The organism is Aquamicrobium zhengzhouense, assembly GCF_016124105.1.
GTDB classification, from domain to species: Bacteria; Pseudomonadota; Alphaproteobacteria; order Rhizobiales; family Rhizobiaceae; genus Aerobium; species Aerobium zhengzhouense.
On sequence record NZ_JADGMQ010000006.1, the window covers coordinates 95,545 to 116,600 of the forward strand.

The following is a 21,056-nucleotide window of genomic DNA, read 5'->3' on the forward strand; positions in this document are numbered from 1 at the left end:
ACGTATTGGGAAAGGGAAGGGGTGGCTAATCTTTGCTATTGAAAGTCGAATGCGCTGAGACCAGTAACCATTTCATCGAGGCCCAAGGGTCGTGTCACAGGTGGTTCGGCGCGTGCGAGGCAACCGACGCGTTCGCACAGGCGGCAGGCAGGCCCGACGGGCGTCGCTGCTGAAAGGGCTGGCAAGGCGGAGGAATAAACGATCTCGGTCTTGTGCTCGAGATCGCAGCCAAGCAGCAGTGCAGTGCGCCTCGGTCTTTCATTATACGCGCCCTGCGGCCCTTCCAGCGTGCGCGCAAAGGTGAGGAATGCCGCGCCATCGGGCATCTCCACCGCCTCGACAAGGATTTGTCCAGGTTGTGCGAAAGCCGCATGGACGGGCAGCTTTGGACAACCGCCGCCGAACCGTCCATGAGGAAATCCATGCGCTCCCGCGCGGCGAAAGCGATTGCCGGCATTGTCCACTTCAAGCATAAAGAACGGGATGCCGGAGGCGCCGCGTCGCTGAAGGGTGGTCAGACGGTTGGCGGCCTGCTCGAAGGACACGCCAAACCGCGATCGCAATACGTCAATATCGTATCGAGCGCGCTGGGCGGCGGTGAGGAATGCCTGGTAGGGCATCATCAAGGCGTGAGCCGCGTAGCGGGCCAACTCAAACCGCGCGAGGCGGCGTGCTTCATCGCTTCCGAGGTCCAGTGCCTTCAGCTCGGCGGCGATCGCCACCTGCATGCGGATGAGACAGGCCTCCATCGCGACCTCCCGCAACTGGTCGAATGGTGACAGGCGCTCGGAGATGAACAGGCGCTGCGAGTGGCGGTCATAACGCCGTCGCCAGTTCGGCATGGTGGAGACCGGCAAGGTTCGAACTACGATCCCGTGCTCCCTGCGCAGCCAGCCTTTCAGCGCCCCGCTCAGATCGTCTCCGGGCTGGAGCAATTGAATGAACGCGTCCGCTTCATCCTCAATGAATTGAAAATAGTTTGGCCGGCGCTCTAACGTTTCTCTGACTTCATCCATTGGGAGCCGGGCGGATATAAGCGAGGTCGCCCGACCTTCACGCGCGAGCATTTCCGACAGGTCCGTAAGGCGCTCTGCCTGCTCCTTGTATGCGCGGAAGAGTTTGATCATCGCCGCAGATGCGTTGGGCGCGGTTTCGATGAGGTCGATGAGCTCCTGATCGCCCGGTAGTTCGCTGACCAAAAGCGGGTCGGCGAAGACTTCGCGCATCGCGGAAACGGTACCGCCAGCCTCGGCCTGCAATTCGTCGGGCTCAACGTCGTAGACCGAGGATAGCTTAAGAAGAAGCTGAACGGTCAAGGGGCGCTGATTGCGCTCAATCAGGTTCAGGTACGAAGCCGAGATGCCAAGGCCCTGCGCCATGGCGGTCTGGGTGAGGCCGAGCGCGTTCCGCACGCGGCGGATGCGTGGGCCAGCGAAGATCTTTTGCTCAGCCATGACGCCCCGTTTGTATGAGCATTTACAGATGTTCCCCCTTTACATTCTTTACAACTTTACACCCGTTTCTTGTTAACGCCAGTACAAATTCACCCGATTTTGGTGGCGATTATCCGCATAGTTCTCGGCTCTCTTCGCAGTGCAATGTAAATCAAGTCACGAGAGACGGCGCCTAGCGCAGGTACTGGAAACACATGCCACCGACGGAGTAATTTCATCATGACTGATTTTTACAACTTGATCCCGAGCGCTCCAGCCGGTCGTTTTGACGGCATCGAGAGGCCCTATTCGGTCGCTGATGTTGAGCGGCTGCGTGGATCGGTCCAGATCAAGTACACATTGGCCGAAAACGGTGCGAACCGTTTGTGGAAGCTCATCCACGAAGAGGACTTCGTCAACGCGCTGGGCGCACTTTCAGGTAACCAGGCGATGCAGATGGTACGCGCTGGTCTGAAGGCAATCTACCTGTCCGGCTGGCAGGTTGCAGCCGATGCCAACACGGCCTCCGCCATGTATCCGGATCAGTCGCTTTATCCGGCAAATGCCGCCCCGGAACTTGCCAAGCGCATTAACCGCACACTGCAGCGCGCAGATCAGATCGAGACATCGGAAGGCAATGGCCTGTCGGTCGAGACCTGGTTCGCCCCGATCGTTGCCGATGCCGAAGCCGGCTTCGGCGGTCCTTTGAACTCGTTTGAAATCATGAAAGCTTTCATCGAGGCGGGGGTTGCCGGTGTTCACTTTGAGGACCAGCTGGCTTCCGAAAAGAAGTGCGGCCACCTCGGCGGCAAGGTTCTGATCCCGACCGCGGCGCATATCCGCAACCTCAATGCGGCCCGGCTGGCAGCTGACATAATGGGTACCTCGACACTGATCGTTGCCCGTACGGATGCGGAAGCCGCAAAGCTTCTGACTTCGGACATTGATGAGCGCGACCAGCCGTTTGTTGACTATGATGCCGGACGCACGGTTGAAGGCTTCTATCAGGTGAAGAATGGCATTGAGCCATGCATCGCCCGCGCCATCGCCTATGCGCCTTATTGCGACCTCATCTGGATGGAAACCGGCAAGCCGGATCTGGAGCAGGCGCGCAAGTTCGCAGAGGCGGTTCACAAGGTGCATCCGGGCAAGAAGCTCGCCTACAATTGCTCGCCTTCCTTCAACTGGAAGAAGAACCTCGACGACGCCACCATAGCCAAGTTCCAGCGCGAACTCGGAGCCATGGGTTACAAGTTCCAGTTCATCACGCTCGCCGGCTTCCACCAGCTCAATTACGGCATGTTCGAATTGGCACGCGGTTACAAGGACCGCCAGATGGCGGCCTATTCCGAACTGCAGGAAGCCGAGTTTGCGGCGGAAGCCAACGGCTACACCGCGACCAAGCATCAGCGCGAAGTTGGCACCGGCTATTTCGATGCCGTGTCGCTTGCAATCACGGGCGGCCAGTCTTCGACGACTGCCATGAAGGAATCCACTGAAACGGAGCAGTTCCGCCCGGCAGCGGAATAGCAAGCAAGTCCCCAAAGCGAGGAGAGAACCATGACCCCCAAAACACGCGTCAAGGAAAGGGCAGAAGAACAAGCCTCTGCCATGAACGACGATCAGCAGGCCACGATCAGGATGCTCGCGAACGATTTGCATCGCTTGAACCAGTCTGTGATGCGGGCTGTCGAGGCGGGGGTTTCCGTCGAACTGGTTCGCTCGGCGCGGCATCATGGCGGAGATGGCAATTGGGGTGACCTGATGATCCCTGTCATTGTTACCCAGTCGCGTGATGCTGCCTGAGGGTAGAAGTAAACAAGAGGAAGACGGCCTTGAAATAGGTCGTCTTCTTCTTTTTTAGATGCAGTATCCGGACAGGTAGTCCGGCTCGACTATTGACTCTCATCTTGGATTGCAAGAGACACAGCAAGTTCGTGCGAGGTGGCAACTCGCGGGGGGCTTCCGGGGGAGAGATCTGCAATGCTGAATGGCAAGCCTGCCAGCTCCGACCGGCTGGAGCCGCAATTTCTGACGCCAGATACGAAGCTGGTGATGGTTGTCGGTCCCTCACGCATCAATCAGATCGTCATTTCAAAGATTGCCGAGCGGGCGGGACTGAAAGCGCTGGCAGAAGCACCGGGTACCGACGTTGATATTCTGAAGGCCAAAGAGCCGGCCATGATCATTGTCGATCACAGTCCGGATGATGCGGAGTGGGCGCGTCTGATCGAGCCGTTGGCCGAGCGCCGCAATGCCCGGGCAGAAAGGTTGCCCTTCGTCATCCTGCTATCGCACGCAAGTGGCAAGCTTTCCATCCCCGGTGCAGACAGTATCATCGACATCGTGCTTCAAAAGCCGATCATGCCGGATCGTCTCCAGCCAATCCTCCAGAAGCTGGCAGAGCAGATCGAAGTCTAGGCCGGGACGTCCCGGCGGGCCGATTGAAGTGGGTCAAAGGTGAGCTAATCAGCGGCTCAAACTGGACCACGCGGCGAGCGCGGAAACTGGATAGCGATCTTCTTGAGCAGAGCTTTCGGGAGATCGTGGTGGCCAGTGCAGTCAGCGTGAGTTCCCCTGCCGCCGCACCTGATGAGCGGCTTGGATTTGTTCTGGTCTTCGCCGCGGCTGTTTGCTGGAGCCTGGGTGGAATGTTCGCGCGTTTCATCGAGATAGATGACCCTTGGGCGGTCATCTTCTGGCGGTCGGTCTGGGCGGCGGCTATCCTCGTCATCTTCATGCTTGTCCGTGATGGCCTTCGAGGCACACTCGCCATGTTCCGCAGCATGGGCATTGCCGGGATCGTGGTGGCTGCGTGCCTTACGGTGTGCACCTCTGCCTTTGTCGTTGCGCTTGGTTACACGACCGTTGCGAATATCCTGCTGATACAGGCCGGCACACCGTTGGTCGCGGCGCTTCTCTCCTTCGTGCTGCTCGCGGAGCGGATTCCCCGTTTCACCTGGATCGCGATTTTCGCCGTCATCTTCGGGGTTGGCGTCATGGTCTCGGACTCGCTGGGTTCCAGTAGCTCACTCATCGGCAATTTGCTGGCGGTGCTGATCGTCATCATGTTCTCGATCGTCACGGTTACGACCCGGCGTTTTTCCCATGTCCGGATGACACCGGCCATGTGCCTTGGGACCCTGATGGCGGCGGGGTTCGCTGCAACGCAGGCTTCTTCTGTCCAGGTCTCTGTGACCGATATGGGCTTTCTGTTTGCTTTTGGAGCTGTCAATCTCGGGCTGGGGCTGGCGTTCTTCGCCACCGGCGCGCGGATGATCGCGGCTTCTTATGCCGCGCTGTTGGCAACCTTCGAGACGTTGCTGGGGCCCGTCTGGGTCTGGCTCGTCCATGCTGAGGTGCCGTCCACCAGCACGCTCATCGGCGGCGCGATCGTGTTCGCCGCGTTGCTGTCGCATATCGGCATGCAGCTTTCTCGTCTGTCACGCCCTCAGCGGCCGGGCACCTCCGGCATTGGCGCACTTCGCTAGGAGATTGGGTGAAGTCGCCCCCGTTGACAGTCCTACGGGCGCCGGGCACCTTGTAATAATCAGTAACAACAAAACAGGTCTACCTTGCGAGAAACACTATCGGGCGTTCTGGAGACCGGAAGCCTGCAAATAGCTGAAGTAGAGAGTGGAACTTTAGGTTTAGATCCAACTAATAATGGGGCCGAGTCGGGTGGAAGCGGTAACGCAGTGTCCGAGCATGACCACGAGTACCGCGCGTTTATGGAGGAGCATCCCGACCTTGAGGCGGTCGAATTTCTGCTCGTCGATCCAAACGGCGTCATGCGGGGGAAATGGGCCCCGGCTGATGCGCTGAAAAAAGCGTTCCGGGAAGGGGTCAATTTTCCGCTGTCGCTGCACGGCCTCGATGTCTGGGGCCGCGAGGTTTCCGAAACTGGTCTCCACATCGAATCCGGCGACAAGGACGGCTACTGCCGAGCCACTCGCGGGACACTCGCAATCGTTCCCTGGGCGAAACGAAAGACGGCTCAGGTTCTGCTTCAAACCTTCACGCCGGAAGGTGAGCCGTTTTTGGCCGATCCCCGGCAGGTCCTGAAGAAGAAGGTCGCCGAAATCCAGGCGAAGGGCTTCTTCCCGGTCGTTGCGTTTGAACTTGAATTCTACCTGCTCGACCCCGAGACCGACTGGGACGATGGCATGCCAGCGCCGGTGGGCGCCATGGCAGGGCCGGACCGCCTGCGGATGTATGGTCTCGATGATCTTGCAGAGCACGCCGACCTTTTCGACATGATCCGGGATGCGGCACATGCGCAAAAGCTGCCGATCGACACGATCATCAAAGAGGCTGCGCCGGGCCAGTTCGAGGTCAATCTCAAGCATCGCGCTGACCCGCTCAAGGCAGCCGACGATGTCATCCTGCTGCGCCGCATCGTGATGGGCTGCGCTCGCGCGCACGGTATGACGGCGACGTTCATGGCAAAGCCGTTTCTCGAATATGCCGGCAATGGCATGCACGTGCATGCTTCGGTGCTCGACGCAGATGGCCGCAATATATTCGGAGGCAGCGAAGGTCGTCCGGTTCTGGAGTCGGCGGTTGCTGGGTTGCTTCGCACCATGCCTGAATCTCTGCTTCTCTTCATCAATACCTGGAACGGGTTCCGCCGCATCACGCCGGGATCATATGCCCCGACCCGTGCCGTATGGGCGGAGAACAATCGATCGGTCGCGCTGCGCATCCCCGTGTCGAACGACGCGAACCGACGGGTTGAGCACCGTATTGCAGGAGCTGACGCCAATCCGTACCTCGTCATGAGCGCGATCATTCAGGGGATGATCGAGGGCATCGAGAACAAGGACGTGCCGCCTCCGCCCATTGAAGGTAATGCTTACGCTGATGAAGGGCTTTATCTGCCGGATGACATGGACGAGGCGCTCCAGCTCATGGAAAAGGGACGCTTTGCTGACCGCGCTCTCGGGCCGCTTCTGTCAAAGGTCTACAAGGACCTGAAGCGCGCGGAAATCATGGCATTTTGGGCTGAAATCACGCCGCTTGAAAGAACCACCTACCTTTAGGCTTGATTGGTGCTTTTACTGCTTGTCGCAGTTCAAAAACGTCAATAGGCTTTCAACAAAATGCAGCGGGAGGGCGCGGTGTCTGACCGGGGCAAAAACGGGTTTCAGAGGAGAACACAATGATCCGCAAGGCAATTTTGCTTTCGTCGGTCGGACTTGCCGCTGCTGCCTTCGCAGTCGGCGCTCAGGCACAGGATCGCGTCGTCAACGTCTACAACTGGTCAGACTATATCGACGAGTCCATCATCAGTGACTTCACCAAGGAAACCGGAATCCGCGTCATTTATGACGTGTTCGATTCCAACGAGCTTCTCGAAACGAAGCTATTGTCGGGCGGCTCAGGCTATGACGTTGTCGCACCGACAGGTTCGTTCCTTGCACGCCAGATCGAAGCTGGCGTGTTCCAGAAGCTGCAGAAGGACAAGCTGCCCAACATAAAGAATATGTGGGATGCCATCACGCAACGTACCGACATGTACGATCCGGGTGGCGAGTATTCCATCAACTACATGTGGGGCACGGTCGGTCTGGGCTACAATGTCCAGAAAATGGTGGAGATCATGGGCACCGAGAAGATCGACTCCTGGGATATCCTGTTCAAGCCTGAAAACGCTGCCAAATTTGCCGATTGTGGCATTCACGTCCTCGATTCTCCGAGCGACATGGTGCCGATCGCCCTGCAGTATCTGGGCCTTGATCCCAACAGCCATGAGGCTGAGGATTTCGCCAAGGTTGAGGAAATGTTCCTGGCGATCCGTCCTTACGTCCGCAAGTTCCACTCCTCGGAGTACATCAACGCGCTGGCAAACGGCGATATTTGTCTGTCAGTGGGCTGGTCGGGCGACGTTCTGCAGTCGCGAGATCGCGCAGCCGAAGCTGATCAGGGTGTGACCGTGGCCTATGTTGCGCCAAAGGAAGGCACCCAGATGTGGTTTGACCAGCTGGCGATCCCGGCTGACGCGCCGCATGTCGAGGAAGCACACGCATTCCTCAACTATCTGATGGAGCCTGAAGTGATCGCTCGCTCCACCAACTATGTCTACTACGCGAACGGCAACCTTGCGTCGCAGGAATTTGTGGATGAGGAAATCACCAGCGATCCTGCGATCTATCCGAATGAGGAAGCGCTGAGCCAGATGTTCACGCACCTTCCATACGACACCCGCACTCAGCGCGTTGTCACCCGCATGTGGACCAAGGTCGTCACCGGGCAGTAATGACATCAATTGCGACGCCGGGAACCATCCCGGCGTCGTGTCCCTGCTAGTTTAGTGATCGGGACGGGGATTCTTGGTAATGAAATCGCTCGGCAGCATTCGCAGAAGCTTTGCCCCCTGGAACGACCCGCAGGCACGGCCCTACATTTCCTTCCAGAACGTGACCAAGCGTTTCGCTGACTTCACGGCCGTCAACAACCTGTCCCTTGACATATACGAGCGCGAGTTCTTTGCGCTGCTGGGTGCATCGGGCTGTGGCAAGTCCACACTTTTGCGCATGCTGGCCGGCTTTGAGACGCCAACGTCGGGCCGCATCCTGCTCGACGGTCAGGACCTGTCGGGGATCCCGCCCTACAAGCGGCCCGTCAACATGATGTTCCAGTCCTATGCGTTGTTCCCGCATATGACGGTCGAGGCCAATATCGCATTTGGGCTCAAGCAGGACGGCATGCCGAAGGCTGCGATCGCGGAGCGCGTGGCGGAGATGCTCAAGCTCGCGCGGCTCGAACAATTCGCCAAGCGCAAGCCGCATCAGCTTTCCGGCGGACAGCGTCAGCGCGTGGCGCTCGCGCGGTCTGTTGCCAAGCGCCCAAAAGTTCTTCTGCTTGATGAGCCCCTGGGAGCTCTCGACAAGAAACTGCGCGAGGCGACCCAGTTCGAACTGATGGATCTGCAACAGGATCTCGGGCTGACCTTCGTGGTGGTGACCCACGACCAGGAGGAGGCCATGACGATGGCGGACCGGATCGCCATCATGGACAAGGGGCAGGTAATGCAGGTTGCAACGCCTGCAGAGATCTACGAAGCGCCGGCTTCCCGTTTCGTTGCCGACTTCGTCGGCAGTGTGAATCTGCTTGAAGGAAAGGTTGCCAGCCGCACCGGCAACAGCGTTGTCATCAGCGGTGGCAGCGGCGCGCAAATCTCCGTTGAAAATGCTGGCGAGGCTGCTCCAGGTGCTGAGGTCGCGTTTGCGATCCGTCCGGAAAAGATCCGGGTCTCGTCCAAGCCGCCTGCGGAAGGGCACCTCAATGCGATGCAGGGCGAGGTCTGGGACCTTGCATATCTCGGCGACATGACGGTCTATCACATCAAGCTGGATGACGGCCAAGTTGTCAAAGCCAGTGCCCTGAACAGCGCGCGGATCAGCGATGATCCACTTACATGGTCGGATCGTGCGTGGATTTCGTTTGCGCCGGATGCCGGCGTCGTCCTGACGCGCTAGCTGGAGAGGCTGATTATGTCCCAAGCGAGCGCTGCGACACGGGGCGGGAACGTTTCTGCCGGCCAGAAGACCAATGGCGGCACGATCTTGTCGGCCATTCTGAGCCGGCTAGTCATTATCGTGCCGTATCTGTGGCTGCTGGTATTATTCCTCGCGCCCTTCGCGATCGTCTTCAAGATCTCGATGTCGGAGACGACGATCGCGATGCCGCCATATCGTCCGGTTTTCGACTGGGCGGATGGCTTGGCGGCGTTTTGGGGAAACCTGAAGCAGCTCTCGCTTGAGAACTATCTGTGGCTGGTGGACGATCCGCTCTACTTCAACGCCTATATCTCCAGCGTCACGATTGCCGGGATTTCCACATTCTTCGCGCTGCTTGTCGGTTATCCGATGGCCTATGCGATGTCGCGCGCTCCAAGCTCGATGCGCATGGGCTTGCTCATGCTGGTGATCCTTCCGTTCTGGACCAGCTTCCTGATCCGCGTTTACGCGTGGATCGGTATCCTGAAGCCGGAAGGGCTTTTGAACCAGTTCCTGCTTTGGGTTGGCATTATAGACACGCCGCTGCAGATCATGAACACCAACACGGCAATCTATATCGGCATCGTCTATTCCTATCTGCCTTTCATGGTCCTGCCGCTTTATGCGACGCTGGAAAAGCTGGATTATTCCCTCATAGAGGCAGCGCAGGATCTTGGATCGCCGCCCATTGCAGCATTCTGGAAAATAACCTTCCCGCTGTCGCTGCCGGGTGTGGTTGCCGGCTGCCTTCTTGTCTTCATTCCGGCGGTTGGCGAATTTGTCATTCCAGATCTCCTCGGCGGTTCGACCACACTGATGATCGGCAAGACGCTCTGGACAGAGTTCTTCGGCAACCGGGACTGGCCGGTCGCCTCGGCGGTGGCGGTTATATTGCTTTTGATCCTGGTGGTGCCGATGATGTTCTTCCAGCGCGCACAGGCGCGGGCTCAGGAACAGGAGCGCTGAGATGCAGGGCCAACTCAGCCGCTTCAATATCGTCGCGCTCGTTCTGGGCTTCTCGTTTCTGTACCTGCCGATTGTCCTGCTGGTCATCTACTCGTTCAACGAGTCGCGCCTGGTCACGGTGTGGGGTGGGTTTTCGACGCGATGGTATTCATCGCTGTTCTCAAACCGCCTTTTGCTTGACGCGGCATGGGTGACCGCGCGCGTCGCATTCGTGTCGGCGACAGTCGCGACGGTGCTTGGAACGTTGGCAGCCTTGGCTCTGACGCGCTATACGCGCTTTCGGGGGCGGTTCCTTTTCTCCGGCATGGTGTTTGCGCCCTTGGTGATGCCCGAGGTGATTACCGGCCTTTCTCTACTTCTGCTTTTCGTGGCGATAGGGCTCGATCGTGGCTTTCTCACAATTGTGCTTGCCCACATCACCTTTTCGATGTGCTTCGTTGCCGTTGTCGTCCAATCACGCCTGATCAGCTTTGACAGGTCGCTGGAAGAAGCTGCGATGGACCTTGGGGCGACACCGTTCAGGACCTTCATCCACGTAACGCTCCCGGTCATCATGCCGGCTGTGGTATCCGGGTGGATGCTGGCGTTCACCCTGTCGCTGGATGACCTTGTGATAGCGAGCTTCGCCTCGGGGCCGGGGGCAACCACTTTGCCGATGCGCATTTACAGCCAGGTGCGACTTGGTGTGACGCCGGAGATCAACGCGGTTTGCACGCTTTTGATCGCTGTTGTCACCGTCGGGGTGTTAGCCGCTGCGATCGTCAACAAACGACGCGACATCCAGCGCCAGCGCGATGAGCAAGTTGCTCAGCGCGGATAGGTAATCTGGTTTTCGAAAGAGGGGACAACAGGTGCCACATATGGCGTATCCCAAGCCCCGCCGATGAAGAAAGGATATTCTGCAAGCCCGCGGGTGCCGCCCGGCAGGACGGGGACGAGGTGGCCTGACACCGCGAGCGCGCGGCCGAAATAGGGTATGATGCCGGAAAAGGAAAAGATGCGCTGATCTTCCAGAAGGAGGTCAGCCTTTTCGATACGCGCGACGCCGCCCGTCACCTTGGCGTTAAACGTACCGCCGCTGAGCGCGATGGGGCCTCCTGCAACTTCGGACAGCGCAAAAAAGCCGCCACCGCCCCAGCGTTCGCGAAACTTCGCCAAATCGAGACCGCCCAGCGATCCTGGACCGATTGTGGCTGCGACAGACCCTTCTGCAGACCCGAGAACGTCGTTCCAGTTGTTGCCCGAGCCCTTGAGCATGACAGAAATGTTGGCGCGTCCCTGCGGAAGCAGGCGTTCCGCACCTGCCGCCTTTGCAAGCGCCAGCGCTTCGACCTCCGTCGCAATGAGACGGATCTCGACCGCCTTGCGATCATCGATGGTGTCGATGCGCAGACCTGCTTGCAGCTCGCCCCCAAAGCCATCCGCGTGCGACAGATCAAGGACCATGAGTGGTCCCTTCACCTGCGTTGAAGCTGCAATTTCGGAAAGCGTTACATGTCCGAGGGTGGCTGTCGTTGCCGAAAGGCGAAGGTCCAGCGAGATCTGGTTGGCAATGCCGGTGTCGAGTGGAGCATAGAGGCTGCCGGAGCCAGATGCGATTGAGGTGAAACCGGCCAGATAGGTGCGCAAGTCCAGCGTGTCGAACGCAAGGGTTCCGGAGATCGCGGGAAACTCATCGACGAAGGCGATGTCGATGCCGCCAGTGCCGTTGTTGCTTCCCAATTTAAGCGAGGCATTGTCGAGACGAAGACGTTTGCCGCTGCCCTGTATCCGGCTGGATACCGAGACCGGGCCAATGGTCGAGCCCGGCGTGACCGGAACGCGCAGCCATTCCAGCATGCGCCGGAGGGCCGGGGTTGCCATGTTCGCCTCGCCATCGAAGAACCGTTCGCCCGAAAAGTTGGCGGTGCCGTTGAATGAGGCCTCGGAAAGCGGGGATTTGAGCGAGCCCATGACGGTTGCGTTTCCGCCGCCCATCAGGATGAGCGGATTTTCGGCGCTCGCTTCCAATTGTACCGCCTCGCCGCGCCAGACGCCGTTGGCGTTTATCCGCAAAGTACGGTTCAAAGCTGGCCACGTAATTTTGCCGGTCAGGTTGCTGAAGCCTTCAGTCTCGTCGCCTTCGACAATGACGATCTTGCCATCAACGAATTCGACATTGCCGAAAGCGTCACTTGGAAGCGCCTTCAGATCCGGGGTTTTGGGATTTTCCTGGACGAGGCGCGTGGCGGTGTTGATCGCCTGCATCATGCGTCCGCCACCAGGCGAGGCTGGCAGATCGAGCCCCACATCGGTGCGGTTCAGGCGCAGCAACGGGCGGTACATCGAGATCGACGACATCTCGACGCGCCCGCGCAGCGCGGCCAGGGGCGATAGCGAGACATCAAGACGGTCGGCTTCGAGTACGGCGGGAGACTCCTTCGCCCATTCGTGGAACGAAACATCCCGCAATGCCGCGCTGAATGTCGGCCAAACGTTCAGTTCGGGCGCTTCCCCGAGCGACACCCGGTACCCGCTCCAGAGGCTCAGTTCATAAGCAATGCGATCGCGCACGATCTTGGTGGATGCAATCCACGGCAAGACCGTCACGAAAAGCAGGGCGAGCAGAAGGAGCGCTGCCAGCGCAATGAGTCCCTTTCTGATCGTCAACAAGCCTGATCAACCTCACATTGAAGGTGGCTGAGCGTAATACGACGTCTCAATCGCACCTATAGGGAATTTCAGCCGCCAGCGGCTTCGCGTGATCGAGACACTTACGGCCAATTGCATTCCTAAAGCTTGCGAACATCGATGGCGGTGTGCTTACTCGCCGCGACATTGCATTTTGGAGGAGCCGTCTATGTCGCCAGCATCACCACTCTGGAAACCATCACCCGACTGGATCGCTGATGCTCCGATAACCGAATTCTCAGGGCTGGCACAAAACGTCGCCGGTAAAGAAATTGGTGACTACAACACACTCCATGAATGGTCCGTGAACGATCGCGAAGCGTTCTGGACCCTGGTCTGGGATTTCTGCGGGATCGTTGGTGAAAGGGGCGAGCGGGTCCTTCTGGATGGAGACAAGATGCCAGGCGCGCGTTTCTTCCCGGATGCGCGGCTGAACTTTGCTGAGAATCTTCTGCAAAAAAGCGGCAGCGGCGAGGCAATCGTCTTTCGCGGGGAAGATAAGGTAGAGCGCGTCCTTTCCTGGGATGAGCTGCGCTCTTTAGTATCACGGATGCAGCAGCTCTTTCGCGCTCACGGCGTTCAGGCAGGAGACCGGATCGCAGCCATGATGCCGAACATGCCGGAGACCGTTGCCGGAATGCTGGCAGCTGCGTCGATCGGCGCCATATGGTCCTCCTGCTCTCCGGACTTTGGCGAGCAGGGCGTTCTGGATCGTTTCGGCCAGATAGAGCCCGTCTTGTTCATCGCGCCCGATGGCTACTGGTACGCTGGAAAGCGCATTGAGGTAGGGGCAAAGATCGCCGCTGTTCTCGATCAGATGCCTTCGGTCCGAGCAGCGTTGATCGTCGATTATCTGGGAGATGCGCAAGAAGTTTCGGCTGAGATCGAGAAGGCAACGCCGCTCGCTGCAGCACTTGAGGGGTATCAGCCCGTGGAGCTGAACTTCACGCGCCTGCCTTTCGATCATCCGCTCTACATCCTGTTCTCATCTGGGACGACCGGCGTTCCAAAGTGCATCGTGCATTCGGCGGGCGGCGTGCTTCTGCAGCACGTCAAGGAACATCGCCTTCATGCCGGCATCAAGGACGGTGACCGCTTCTTCTACTTCACCACTTGTGGCTGGATGATGTGGAATTGGCTCGTTACCGGTCTCGCGTCAGGCGCAACCCTGCTTCTTTATGACGGGTCGCCATTCCATCCGGATGGAAACGTCATCTTCGACTACGCCCGCGACTGGAAGATGAGCTATTTCGGAACGTCGGCGAAATTCATCGACAGCGTGCGCAAGGCCGGGCTGCGACCGATCGAGACTCATGACCTCAGCTCGGTGCGGGTCATATCGTCAACCGGTTCGCCGCTTGCGCCAGAGTGCTTCCGCTTCGTCTACGAAGGCATCAAAGCAGATGTGCACCTCGCTTCCATTTCGGGAGGCACCGACATCGTGTCGTGCTTCGTGCTCGGAGTTCCGACGCTGCCGGTCTGGATGGGTGAGATTCAGGGGGCGGGCCTGGGCATGGCGGTCGACGTCTGGGATGATGAAGGCCGCTCGATCCGCCAGGAAAAGGGCGAGCTGGTCTGCACCAAGGCCTTTCCGTCCATGCCGATCATGTTCTGGAAGGATGCTGACGGCGCCAAATACCGCTCGGCATATTTCGAGCGCTTCGACAATGTCTGGTGCCACGGGGACTTCGCAGAATGGACCGAGCATGACGGCCTCATCATCCATGGCCGCTCGGACGCGACGCTGAACCCAGGTGGCGTGCGCATTGGCACCGCCGAAATTTATAATCAGGTTGAGCAACTGGACGAAATTCTTGAGGCGATCTGCATCGGGCAGGAATGGGAAGGCGATGTTCGTGTCGTTCTGTTCGTGCGCGTCGCCGAAGGTGTAGCACTCAACCCTCAGCTGGAGCAGAAGATCAGGACCCGTATCCGCACTGGCGCCAGCCCCCGTCACGTGCCGGCCAAGATTGTTGCCGTCAGCGACATACCCCGCACAAAATCGGGCAAGATCACCGAGCTCGTAGTGCGCGACGTGGTGCACGGGCGAGAGGTCAAGAACAAGGAAGCGCTGGCCAATCCCCAGGCGCTTGAACTGTATAGAGACATTCCTGAGCTGCAGTCCTGATGGTAAACAAGCCGTTGCTGCCAAATTTACCTAGATTTCAGGGAGGATATCGATTGGTAAATGTTGCGCTGCTCGGGCAAGGTTTTGTTAACGCCCACGGCGCGATAGTCGCACTCAACTTGAGGGACAGTTTTGTTCAGCCGCCTCGGCGTAGGGTCGCTCAAGCCCTTGTGTGACAGCCTTTTCTGACTTCTATACGCCCCTTCTGGGGCGTTTTTTTTATCAGACGGATCTTCCGCGAGCTCGGGATCCTTGTGAATTAAACTTGAACCTGATGCTCAGCTAATGTTACGGTCCGCGTGGGCATCCGTCTGGGAGGAACGCTGTCCGACAGCGGATGCTCAATGGTTTTTATTCTTCCAACCTTGAACTGGAACGAACATGAGAGCGCTGAAACTTCTCGCGGGCTGCGTTGCCCTTGCACTCGCTTTTCCTGCTGCGTCGCAGGCCGAGGAACTCACGATCTATTCGGGTCGTGGTGAGGCATTGATCGGTCCGATCATCAAGCAGTTCGAGGCTGACACCGGAATCAAGGCGAATGTCCGCTACGCTGGCACGTCCGAGCTCGCGACGCTGCTCCAGGAAGAAGGTGATCAGTCGCCAGCGGACGTGTTCTGGGCTCAGGATGGCGGCGCGCTTGGCGCGATCTCGGAACTTTTCGCGGACCTTCCGGCCGAGATGAATGAAGGCATTGCCGAGGCGTTCCGCAATGTGAACAACAAGTGGGTGCCGACCAGCGGTCGCTCGCGTGTCCTCGTCTACTCGAAGGAGCGCGTAAAGGAAGACGATCTTCCGGCGTCCATCAATGACCTGACTGACGAGAAGTATCGCGGCAAGGTCGCTTGGGCGCCAACGAACGGCTCGTTCCAAGCATTCGTGACCGCCTATCGCGTTGCTCATGGTGACGAGGCGACCAAAGCCTGGCTTGAAGGCATGATCGCCAACGACACCAAGGTCTACAAGAACAACGGTTCGCAGATCGAAGGTATTGCCAATGGCGAGATCGATTTCGGCCTCGTCAACAACTATTATCTCGGCCGTTATCTGGTGACAGATAAGGATTATCCGGTCGCAATGACGCACTTCGCTTCCGGAGATGTTGGCAATCTGCTGAACGTTGCGGGCGCAGGTATCGTCAGCGCAAGCGACAATCAGGAAACCGCTCGGAAATTCCTCGATTACCTTCTGTCGCCTGCCGCGCAGCAGTACATCACCCTTCAGGGCAACGAGTACCCGGTAATTCCGGGCCTAATCGTCAACACCACGCTGGAATCTTTCGCGACGATTCAGGACATCAGCCCGCGGATCGACATCGACCAGATCAGCGATCTTGAAGGAACGCTGGCTTTGTTGCGTGAAGTAGGCCTACTCTGACAACCATAATTGCATCCTGGCGGGCGTCGCGACAGCGGCGCCCGCATCTTCTTTTGCTGCTTCCGGCCGCCATTGTGGCGGCTGGAATGCTGTTGCCGTTCGTGTACCTTCTGGCTCGTGCGCTGGAAGGGGATTCAGCGTCTCTTTCGGAGATCGTCTTTCGCGAACGCAACTTCCTGCTGTTGCGCAATACGCTGGCGCTGACGGCGGGCGTTCTCATCATGACGACCTTGATCGCGCTGCCGCTTGCCTGGCTGGTGGTTCGCAGCGATCTTCGCTTCAAGAAATTCCACAGCATCATGGGCGTCTTGCCTCTGGCTGTACCCGGATACGTGATGGCCTACGCCCTCATCGGGATGTCCGGCTATTACGGTTTCGCGACCCACTTCTTCGGTATCCGCCTGCCGCGTCCGGAAGGTTGGTCAGGCTCCGTCCTTGCCCTCTCGCTTTATACATTTCCTTACCTCTTCCTGAACCTGCGGGCCTCGCTGCTCGGTCTTGATCCAAGTCTGGAGGAATCGGCTCGCAGCCTTGGCAGGACGCCGTGGCAGACGTTCTTTGCGGTTGTGGTTCCCCATCTCGTTCCGGCTCTGCTTTCGGGATGGCTGGTCATCGGCCTCTATGTGCTGGGTGATTTCGGGGTCATCGCGCTGATGCGCTATGAGGTCTTCAGCTACGCGATTTACACTCAGTATTCCGGTGCGTTTGACCGGGTCTACGCTGCTTGGCTGTCGCTGATGCTGATGGCAGTTACACTCTCCTTCATCATGATCGAGGCGCGCCTGCGCGGGCGGCGCTATGTGCGCACGGGGAAGGGGACAGCGCGCCCGGCTGCACCGGTTTCGCTCGGGCGCGCACGGCCGCTGGTTTGGTTGTTCCTCACCTGCGTGTACGTGGCGTCGATCGGCTTGCCATTGATGGTGCTGAGTTACTGGATCTGGCGTGCTGGCCCGCTCGTTGATCCGAGGGAAGTTCTGACCGCATTCTATCGCACGACGCTGGTCGCAGTTCCGGCAGCTGTAGCGGCGATCGTCCTCGCCGTGCCGGTCGTTTACCTCACGGTCCGCTACCCGTCGCGCGCTTCGTCGGCGCTCGATCGGCTGGTTTATCTCGGCTACGCCGTGCCGCCTCTGGCCTTCGCACTTTCAATGGCGTTCTTTGCTCTGCGCGCTGCGCCATGGCTATATCAGACCGCCACGTTGCTGATCTTTGCCTATGTAATGACGTTCCTCGCTCTTGCTGTAGGTCCTGTGCGGAGCAGGCTCCTGCAGATCGGGCCGCGCTATGAGGAGGTTTCGCGATCGCTTGGGCATGGCCATTTTGCATCGTTCATGTTGACGACGCTGCCATTGCTGCGGACCTCGATGCTGTCGGGGTCGCTGCTGGTGTTCATCATGATCGTCAAGGAATTGCCGATTACCTTCCTGCTCGCGCCTATCGGCTACAGCACGCTGGCAACGACCGTTTTCAGCCGCACGTCGGAAGGGATGATGGCGGAAGCAGCGCCGCACGCCTTGATGATTGTGTTGTTCTCAAGCTTGTTTGTCGGGCTGATCCTGCGCCACGAAGGCAACAAGTAGCGCAACTATTCGGCAAGAACCCGCGTCGAGGGAAACACCACCTCCACCATCGTGCCTTCGGCCGGGGTGGAGGTAATGGTGAAGCGGGCACGGTTTGCCTCAACCATTGCCTTCGTCAGTGGCAAACCAAGCCCCGTACCATCATGGCGTCCGCGCTTGAGGGCACTGATCTGCTTGAACGGTTTCAGAGCCTGATCGATCTCGGCGACGGACATTCCAATGCCGGTGTCCCGTACCCGCATCGCCACGTCGCCTGACGTTTCATATGAGGTGGAGACGATAACCTGCCCGCCAGCTTGCGTGTAGCGGATCGCATTGGACAACAGATTGAGAGCGATCTGGCGCACGCTGCGAAGGTCTGCGACCACTTCCGGCAGGTTCGAGGCGAGCGAGGAGCGGATGATGACTCGTTCCCGGTTCGCCTGCGGCTGCATCATTGCAACGGTTTCAGCCAGCGAGTCATTGAGCGACACAGCCTCGTAATTCATCTCCTGCTCGCCTGCCTCGATCTTGGAGATGTCGAGCAGGTCATTGACGAGATCGAGGACGTGGTTGCCGGAGCGGTTGATGTCGCGCAGATAATCGCGGTAACGATCCGAGCCAATCGGCCCGAACTTCTCGTCCATCATCAACTCGGAAAAGCCGATGATGGCATTGAGCGGGGTGCGGATCTCGTGGCTCACACGTGCCAGGAACTCGGTCTTTTGTGATGAAGCGCGCTCCGCCTGGGCACGGGCCTGAGTAAGCTGCTCCTCCGCACGCTTCCACTGTGTGATGTCCCGCAGCACAGCACAGAAGCCGCTGTCTTCGGGCAACTTGCCGATGGTCATGAACAGCGGGATGAAGCGTCCCTGCGCCTCACGCCCGATGACTTCACGTCCGTCATTCAAGATGCTCGCCACGCCATTGCCGGACAGGCCGGCAAGGTAATCCTGCGCGGATTTGCGGCTTTCGATCGCAAACAGCGTGTGGAAGGGCTTTCCTTCAACGGCCACGCTGTCGAAACCGAACAATGCTTCTGCGGGACGGCTGATGCTGCGAATGGTCGTGTCCGGGTTGATCAGAATGACGCCGTCGGTTGCCGTATCGAGAATGGTGCGCATCATCTCGATCTGGCGATCGGTATCTTCTTGTGTACGCTCGGAAATGATCGGCTCTTGCGGCGCCGGTTGATGAGGCTTTTCCTGCTCCTTGCGCCGAAGCGACAGAAGCAACGCCGAATGACCTTCCCAGCGCACGGACTGGAGATGCGCTTCAACCGCAATTTCCTCGCCGCCAAGTGTCCGTACGACGACCCGACCACTCTCGCGAGCCTCATCGTCGCAGTCGACGAACAGACGGTCGAGGCCACCTTCACGGCGGATCTGGTCGAGACTGGCATAGCCGGTCAGTTCCAGGAATTCCTGATTGGCAAAGTAGAGCTCATCGCCAGCGTGAACCAGAAGCGGAATCGGCAGGTGCGCAATAAGGTCTGGCTCGACGCTGGGCCGTCCGCCGGTCGCAAAGGCAGAGGGGAGATAATCCACGTCCCGCGGGGCGATGCCTGGCCCCTGCGCAGAGTGAACATCCGGTCGCTTAGTCTGGGGTGCGGACTGCTCCTCATTGGTCTGCGTTTCTGCAACAGGCGCTGAAGCCTCTTCGGCAACCGCTTCCACCGGCTGGTCGATAGCCGCCTCATCTTGGTCGGCCGGTACGGCCTCGCCTTGATCCGTGCTGTCGAGGTTTACGGCATCAAGGTCGCTGTCGCGCGTCTCCTGCGCCTCTCTTGCTGCCTTTTCTTCCTGGGCAGCCAAGAAGTCTCGCTGCAGGCGCGCGCGTATCTCCTCGAAGGCGGAGCGATCCGAGGGCGACAGATGGCGCTCCTGCCGCTGCTGCGGTCGATGCTCCGCAAGCCTGATGACCTTGTCGTCCTTTGGCGTCTCAAGATCTGGCTCGATCTCACCTTTGATGTCGTCGCCTTCCAGAGCTTCCACATCGACCGTGGGAATTTCGGCGTCTGGTGCTTCAGGAAGCGGAGCAGGAGCGCGAAGGCGCAGGCCGCGTGCATCCGGGTCTATGACAGAATCACCAATCCGGATGACACCGAAGCCACGGAAGCCTTCGAAGACGCGATCGCGATTGTAGACCGGCAATGCCGCAAGATCGACCGGGGCCGACCGGTTGCTGCCGGCAATTGGCCACAGAACGGTGCGACCGGACCAAGTATCACGCCTTTCAAGCAGCGCCGCAATCTCGCCTGACGGATCAAGCTTGAGCGTTTCGGCTACATCCCTGAAGGATCGGCCGATCACGTCGGCGGCTTCAACACCAACGGCCTGAACAAATTCGTCAGAGATCGAGCTGAACGCGTCGCTCGCGTCGGTGCGCCAGACAAAGCGCACCGGATCCGGCTTGGAGTTGGTGTTGGCAACTTCCAGTACGTCCGCCGGCATCGTGGCGTCCGACGAGCGCTTGTCGTCAGAAAAATACCAATGATCAGCATCGCCCTCCTGGTGATTCTCAGAAGGCGGCTCGACCGGTTCGAGCGTTACCTCGCTGACGAGGTCAGGCAGGTCGGCGTCGGATGGGATTGGCAGGAGATCATCCGGCTCTGGTCCGGTTTCCGCTTCTGCCAGGACCTCAACCGGATCGTGGGCCGTGATCAGAAGATGAATGGCCGGATCGTCTGTGAGCCGAGCCAAGCCCGCAGGGATCTGTCCGGCACGAGCAGGGATGAGACGCTTGATGAGCCGGTCGCTCTCGCTCGCAACGTCGGAGACCAGCGCACCCAGTGTTTCTGCAGAGATGCCGAGATTTTCGAAGCCGGGTGACGATGCGGCAACGTAGGCAGCCTCATCGAGCATGGCGGCAAAATAGCCAGCTTCGCTGAAGCCTTGAATGGCGCGTGCAGCTGCCTCGCTGATGTCCGATGCCGTGCTCGCCTTTGCGGGCTCGGCCAGGAGAATTGCCTGAAGGCCGCCCACGAGCGTTAGTTCGCTGGCGATAAAGGGAACCATCCGGCTGCGGGTGCCGCTGGCCAGCCTGACGGCAACGGGACGATCGCGCCCGATCCGTGGGAAGCCGGGAGTGGCTTCGATCTGGCGGCGGGCAGCATGCGGCAGATTTGGCGCGGCGCCCATCACCGTCTCGATGTCGGGATAGCCCAACAGGGCGGCTCCGGCACCGTTCGCCCAAATGACTTCGCTCAAATCGGTGCTGAGAATCGCCAGCGCATCGCCCGCGGCGAACCGCGTCCGTACATCCTCCAGGACGGCGATGTCGATAAACGAGACTGCAGCTGACGCCATTACAAACCTGAACTGCGCGGGACACGGCCCAACGATTTAACCGATTGTTAATAAAGCCACAGAGGCCTTGCGTCCATGTATTCACCCCTTCTGCCCCTTCAATTCTGGCAGCTTGG

General features: G+C 59.0%; 15 protein-coding genes. 12 read left to right on the top strand and 3 right to left on the bottom strand.

Annotation, left to right across the window (positions count from 1 at the left end):
* Positions 1-35: 35 nt before the first annotated feature.
* Positions 36-1,454, bottom strand: a complete 1,419-nt coding sequence (locus IOD40_RS10510) for a helix-turn-helix domain-containing protein (RefSeq protein ID WP_198476501.1) — start codon at positions 1,452-1,454, stop codon at positions 36-38.
* Between the two features lie 219 nt (positions 1,455-1,673).
* Here IOD40_RS10510 and aceA point away from each other — a divergent pair, with 219 nt between their 5' ends.
* The 9 genes from aceA (at position 1,674) to IOD40_RS10555 (ending at position 10,721) form a co-directional block, all read left to right on the top strand.
* The gene (gene aceA / locus IOD40_RS10515) at positions 1,674-2,963 is read left to right on the top strand and encodes an isocitrate lyase (RefSeq protein WP_198476502.1); all 1,290 of its coding nucleotides are present in this window, start codon (positions 1,674-1,676) and stop codon (positions 2,961-2,963) included.
* A 30-nt stretch (positions 2,964-2,993) separates the two neighbouring features.
* Positions 2,994-3,239: an SMc00767 family acetate metabolism repressor gene (locus tag IOD40_RS10520; RefSeq protein WP_198476503.1), complete on the top strand. Its 246-nt coding sequence runs from the start codon at positions 2,994-2,996 to the stop codon at positions 3,237-3,239.
* Between the two features lie 177 nt (positions 3,240-3,416).
* Positions 3,417-3,854 carry a response regulator gene (locus IOD40_RS10525; RefSeq protein WP_198476504.1) on the top strand — a complete coding sequence of 146 codons (438 nt, stop codon included), beginning with the start codon at positions 3,417-3,419 and terminating at the stop codon, positions 3,852-3,854.
* A 128-nt stretch (positions 3,855-3,982) separates the two neighbouring features.
* Positions 3,983-4,924, top strand: a complete 942-nt coding sequence (locus IOD40_RS10530) for a DMT family transporter (RefSeq protein ID WP_407649184.1) — start codon at positions 3,983-3,985, stop codon at positions 4,922-4,924.
* Positions 4,925-5,164: 240 nt separating this feature from the next.
* Positions 5,165-6,475 (top strand): glutamine synthetase family protein, encoded by a 1,311-nt coding sequence (locus tag IOD40_RS10535; RefSeq protein ID WP_198476588.1) that lies wholly within the window; start codon positions 5,165-5,167, stop codon positions 6,473-6,475.
* A gap of 119 nt (positions 6,476-6,594) precedes the next feature.
* The gene (locus IOD40_RS10540; RefSeq protein ID WP_198476505.1) at positions 6,595-7,692 is read left to right on the top strand and encodes a polyamine ABC transporter substrate-binding protein; all 1,098 of its coding nucleotides are present in this window, start codon (positions 6,595-6,597) and stop codon (positions 7,690-7,692) included.
* Positions 7,693-7,771: 79 nt separating this feature from the next.
* Positions 7,772-8,914 (top strand): ABC transporter ATP-binding protein, encoded by a 1,143-nt coding sequence (locus IOD40_RS10545; RefSeq protein WP_198476506.1) that lies wholly within the window; start codon positions 7,772-7,774, stop codon positions 8,912-8,914.
* A gap of 15 nt (positions 8,915-8,929) precedes the next feature.
* Positions 8,930-9,901 (top strand): ABC transporter permease subunit, encoded by a 972-nt coding sequence (locus tag IOD40_RS10550; RefSeq protein WP_198476507.1) that lies wholly within the window; start codon positions 8,930-8,932, stop codon positions 9,899-9,901.
* 1 nt (position 9,902) lies between these two features.
* Entirely contained in the window at positions 9,903-10,721 is an 819-nt protein-coding gene (locus IOD40_RS10555; protein ID WP_198476508.1) for an ABC transporter permease subunit, read from the top strand.
* Here the strand turns inward: IOD40_RS10555 and IOD40_RS10560 are convergent.
* Positions 10,709-12,550: an AsmA family protein gene (locus IOD40_RS10560; RefSeq protein WP_210336860.1), complete on the bottom strand. Its 1,842-nt coding sequence runs from the start codon at positions 12,548-12,550 to the stop codon at positions 10,709-10,711. The two genes, IOD40_RS10555 and IOD40_RS10560, sit on opposite strands and share 13 nt — an antisense overlap.
* Before the next feature lie 190 nt (positions 12,551-12,740).
* Between IOD40_RS10560 and IOD40_RS10565 the strand changes: the two genes are divergently transcribed.
* From IOD40_RS10565 to IOD40_RS10575, 3 genes are all read left to right on the top strand, one after another.
* On the top strand, positions 12,741-14,699 hold the full coding sequence (locus IOD40_RS10565; protein WP_198476510.1) for an acetoacetate--CoA ligase: 1,959 nt from the start codon (positions 12,741-12,743) through the stop codon (positions 14,697-14,699).
* Between the two features lie 381 nt (positions 14,700-15,080).
* Positions 15,081-16,073, top strand: a complete 993-nt coding sequence (locus IOD40_RS10570) for an iron ABC transporter substrate-binding protein (protein ID WP_198476511.1) — start codon at positions 15,081-15,083, stop codon at positions 16,071-16,073.
* An 86-nt stretch (positions 16,074-16,159) separates the two neighbouring features.
* On the top strand, positions 16,160-17,653 hold the full coding sequence (locus tag IOD40_RS10575) for an ABC transporter permease (RefSeq protein WP_233713937.1): 1,494 nt from the start codon (positions 16,160-16,162) through the stop codon (positions 17,651-17,653).
* A 5-nt stretch (positions 17,654-17,658) separates the two neighbouring features.
* Here IOD40_RS10575 and IOD40_RS10580 read toward each other — a convergent pair whose 3' ends face one another.
* Positions 17,659-20,940 carry a histidine kinase dimerization/phospho-acceptor domain-containing protein gene (locus IOD40_RS10580; protein WP_198476513.1) on the bottom strand — a complete coding sequence of 1,094 codons (3,282 nt, stop codon included), beginning with the start codon at positions 20,938-20,940 and terminating at the stop codon, positions 17,659-17,661.
* Positions 20,941-21,056 lie beyond the last annotated feature (116 nt).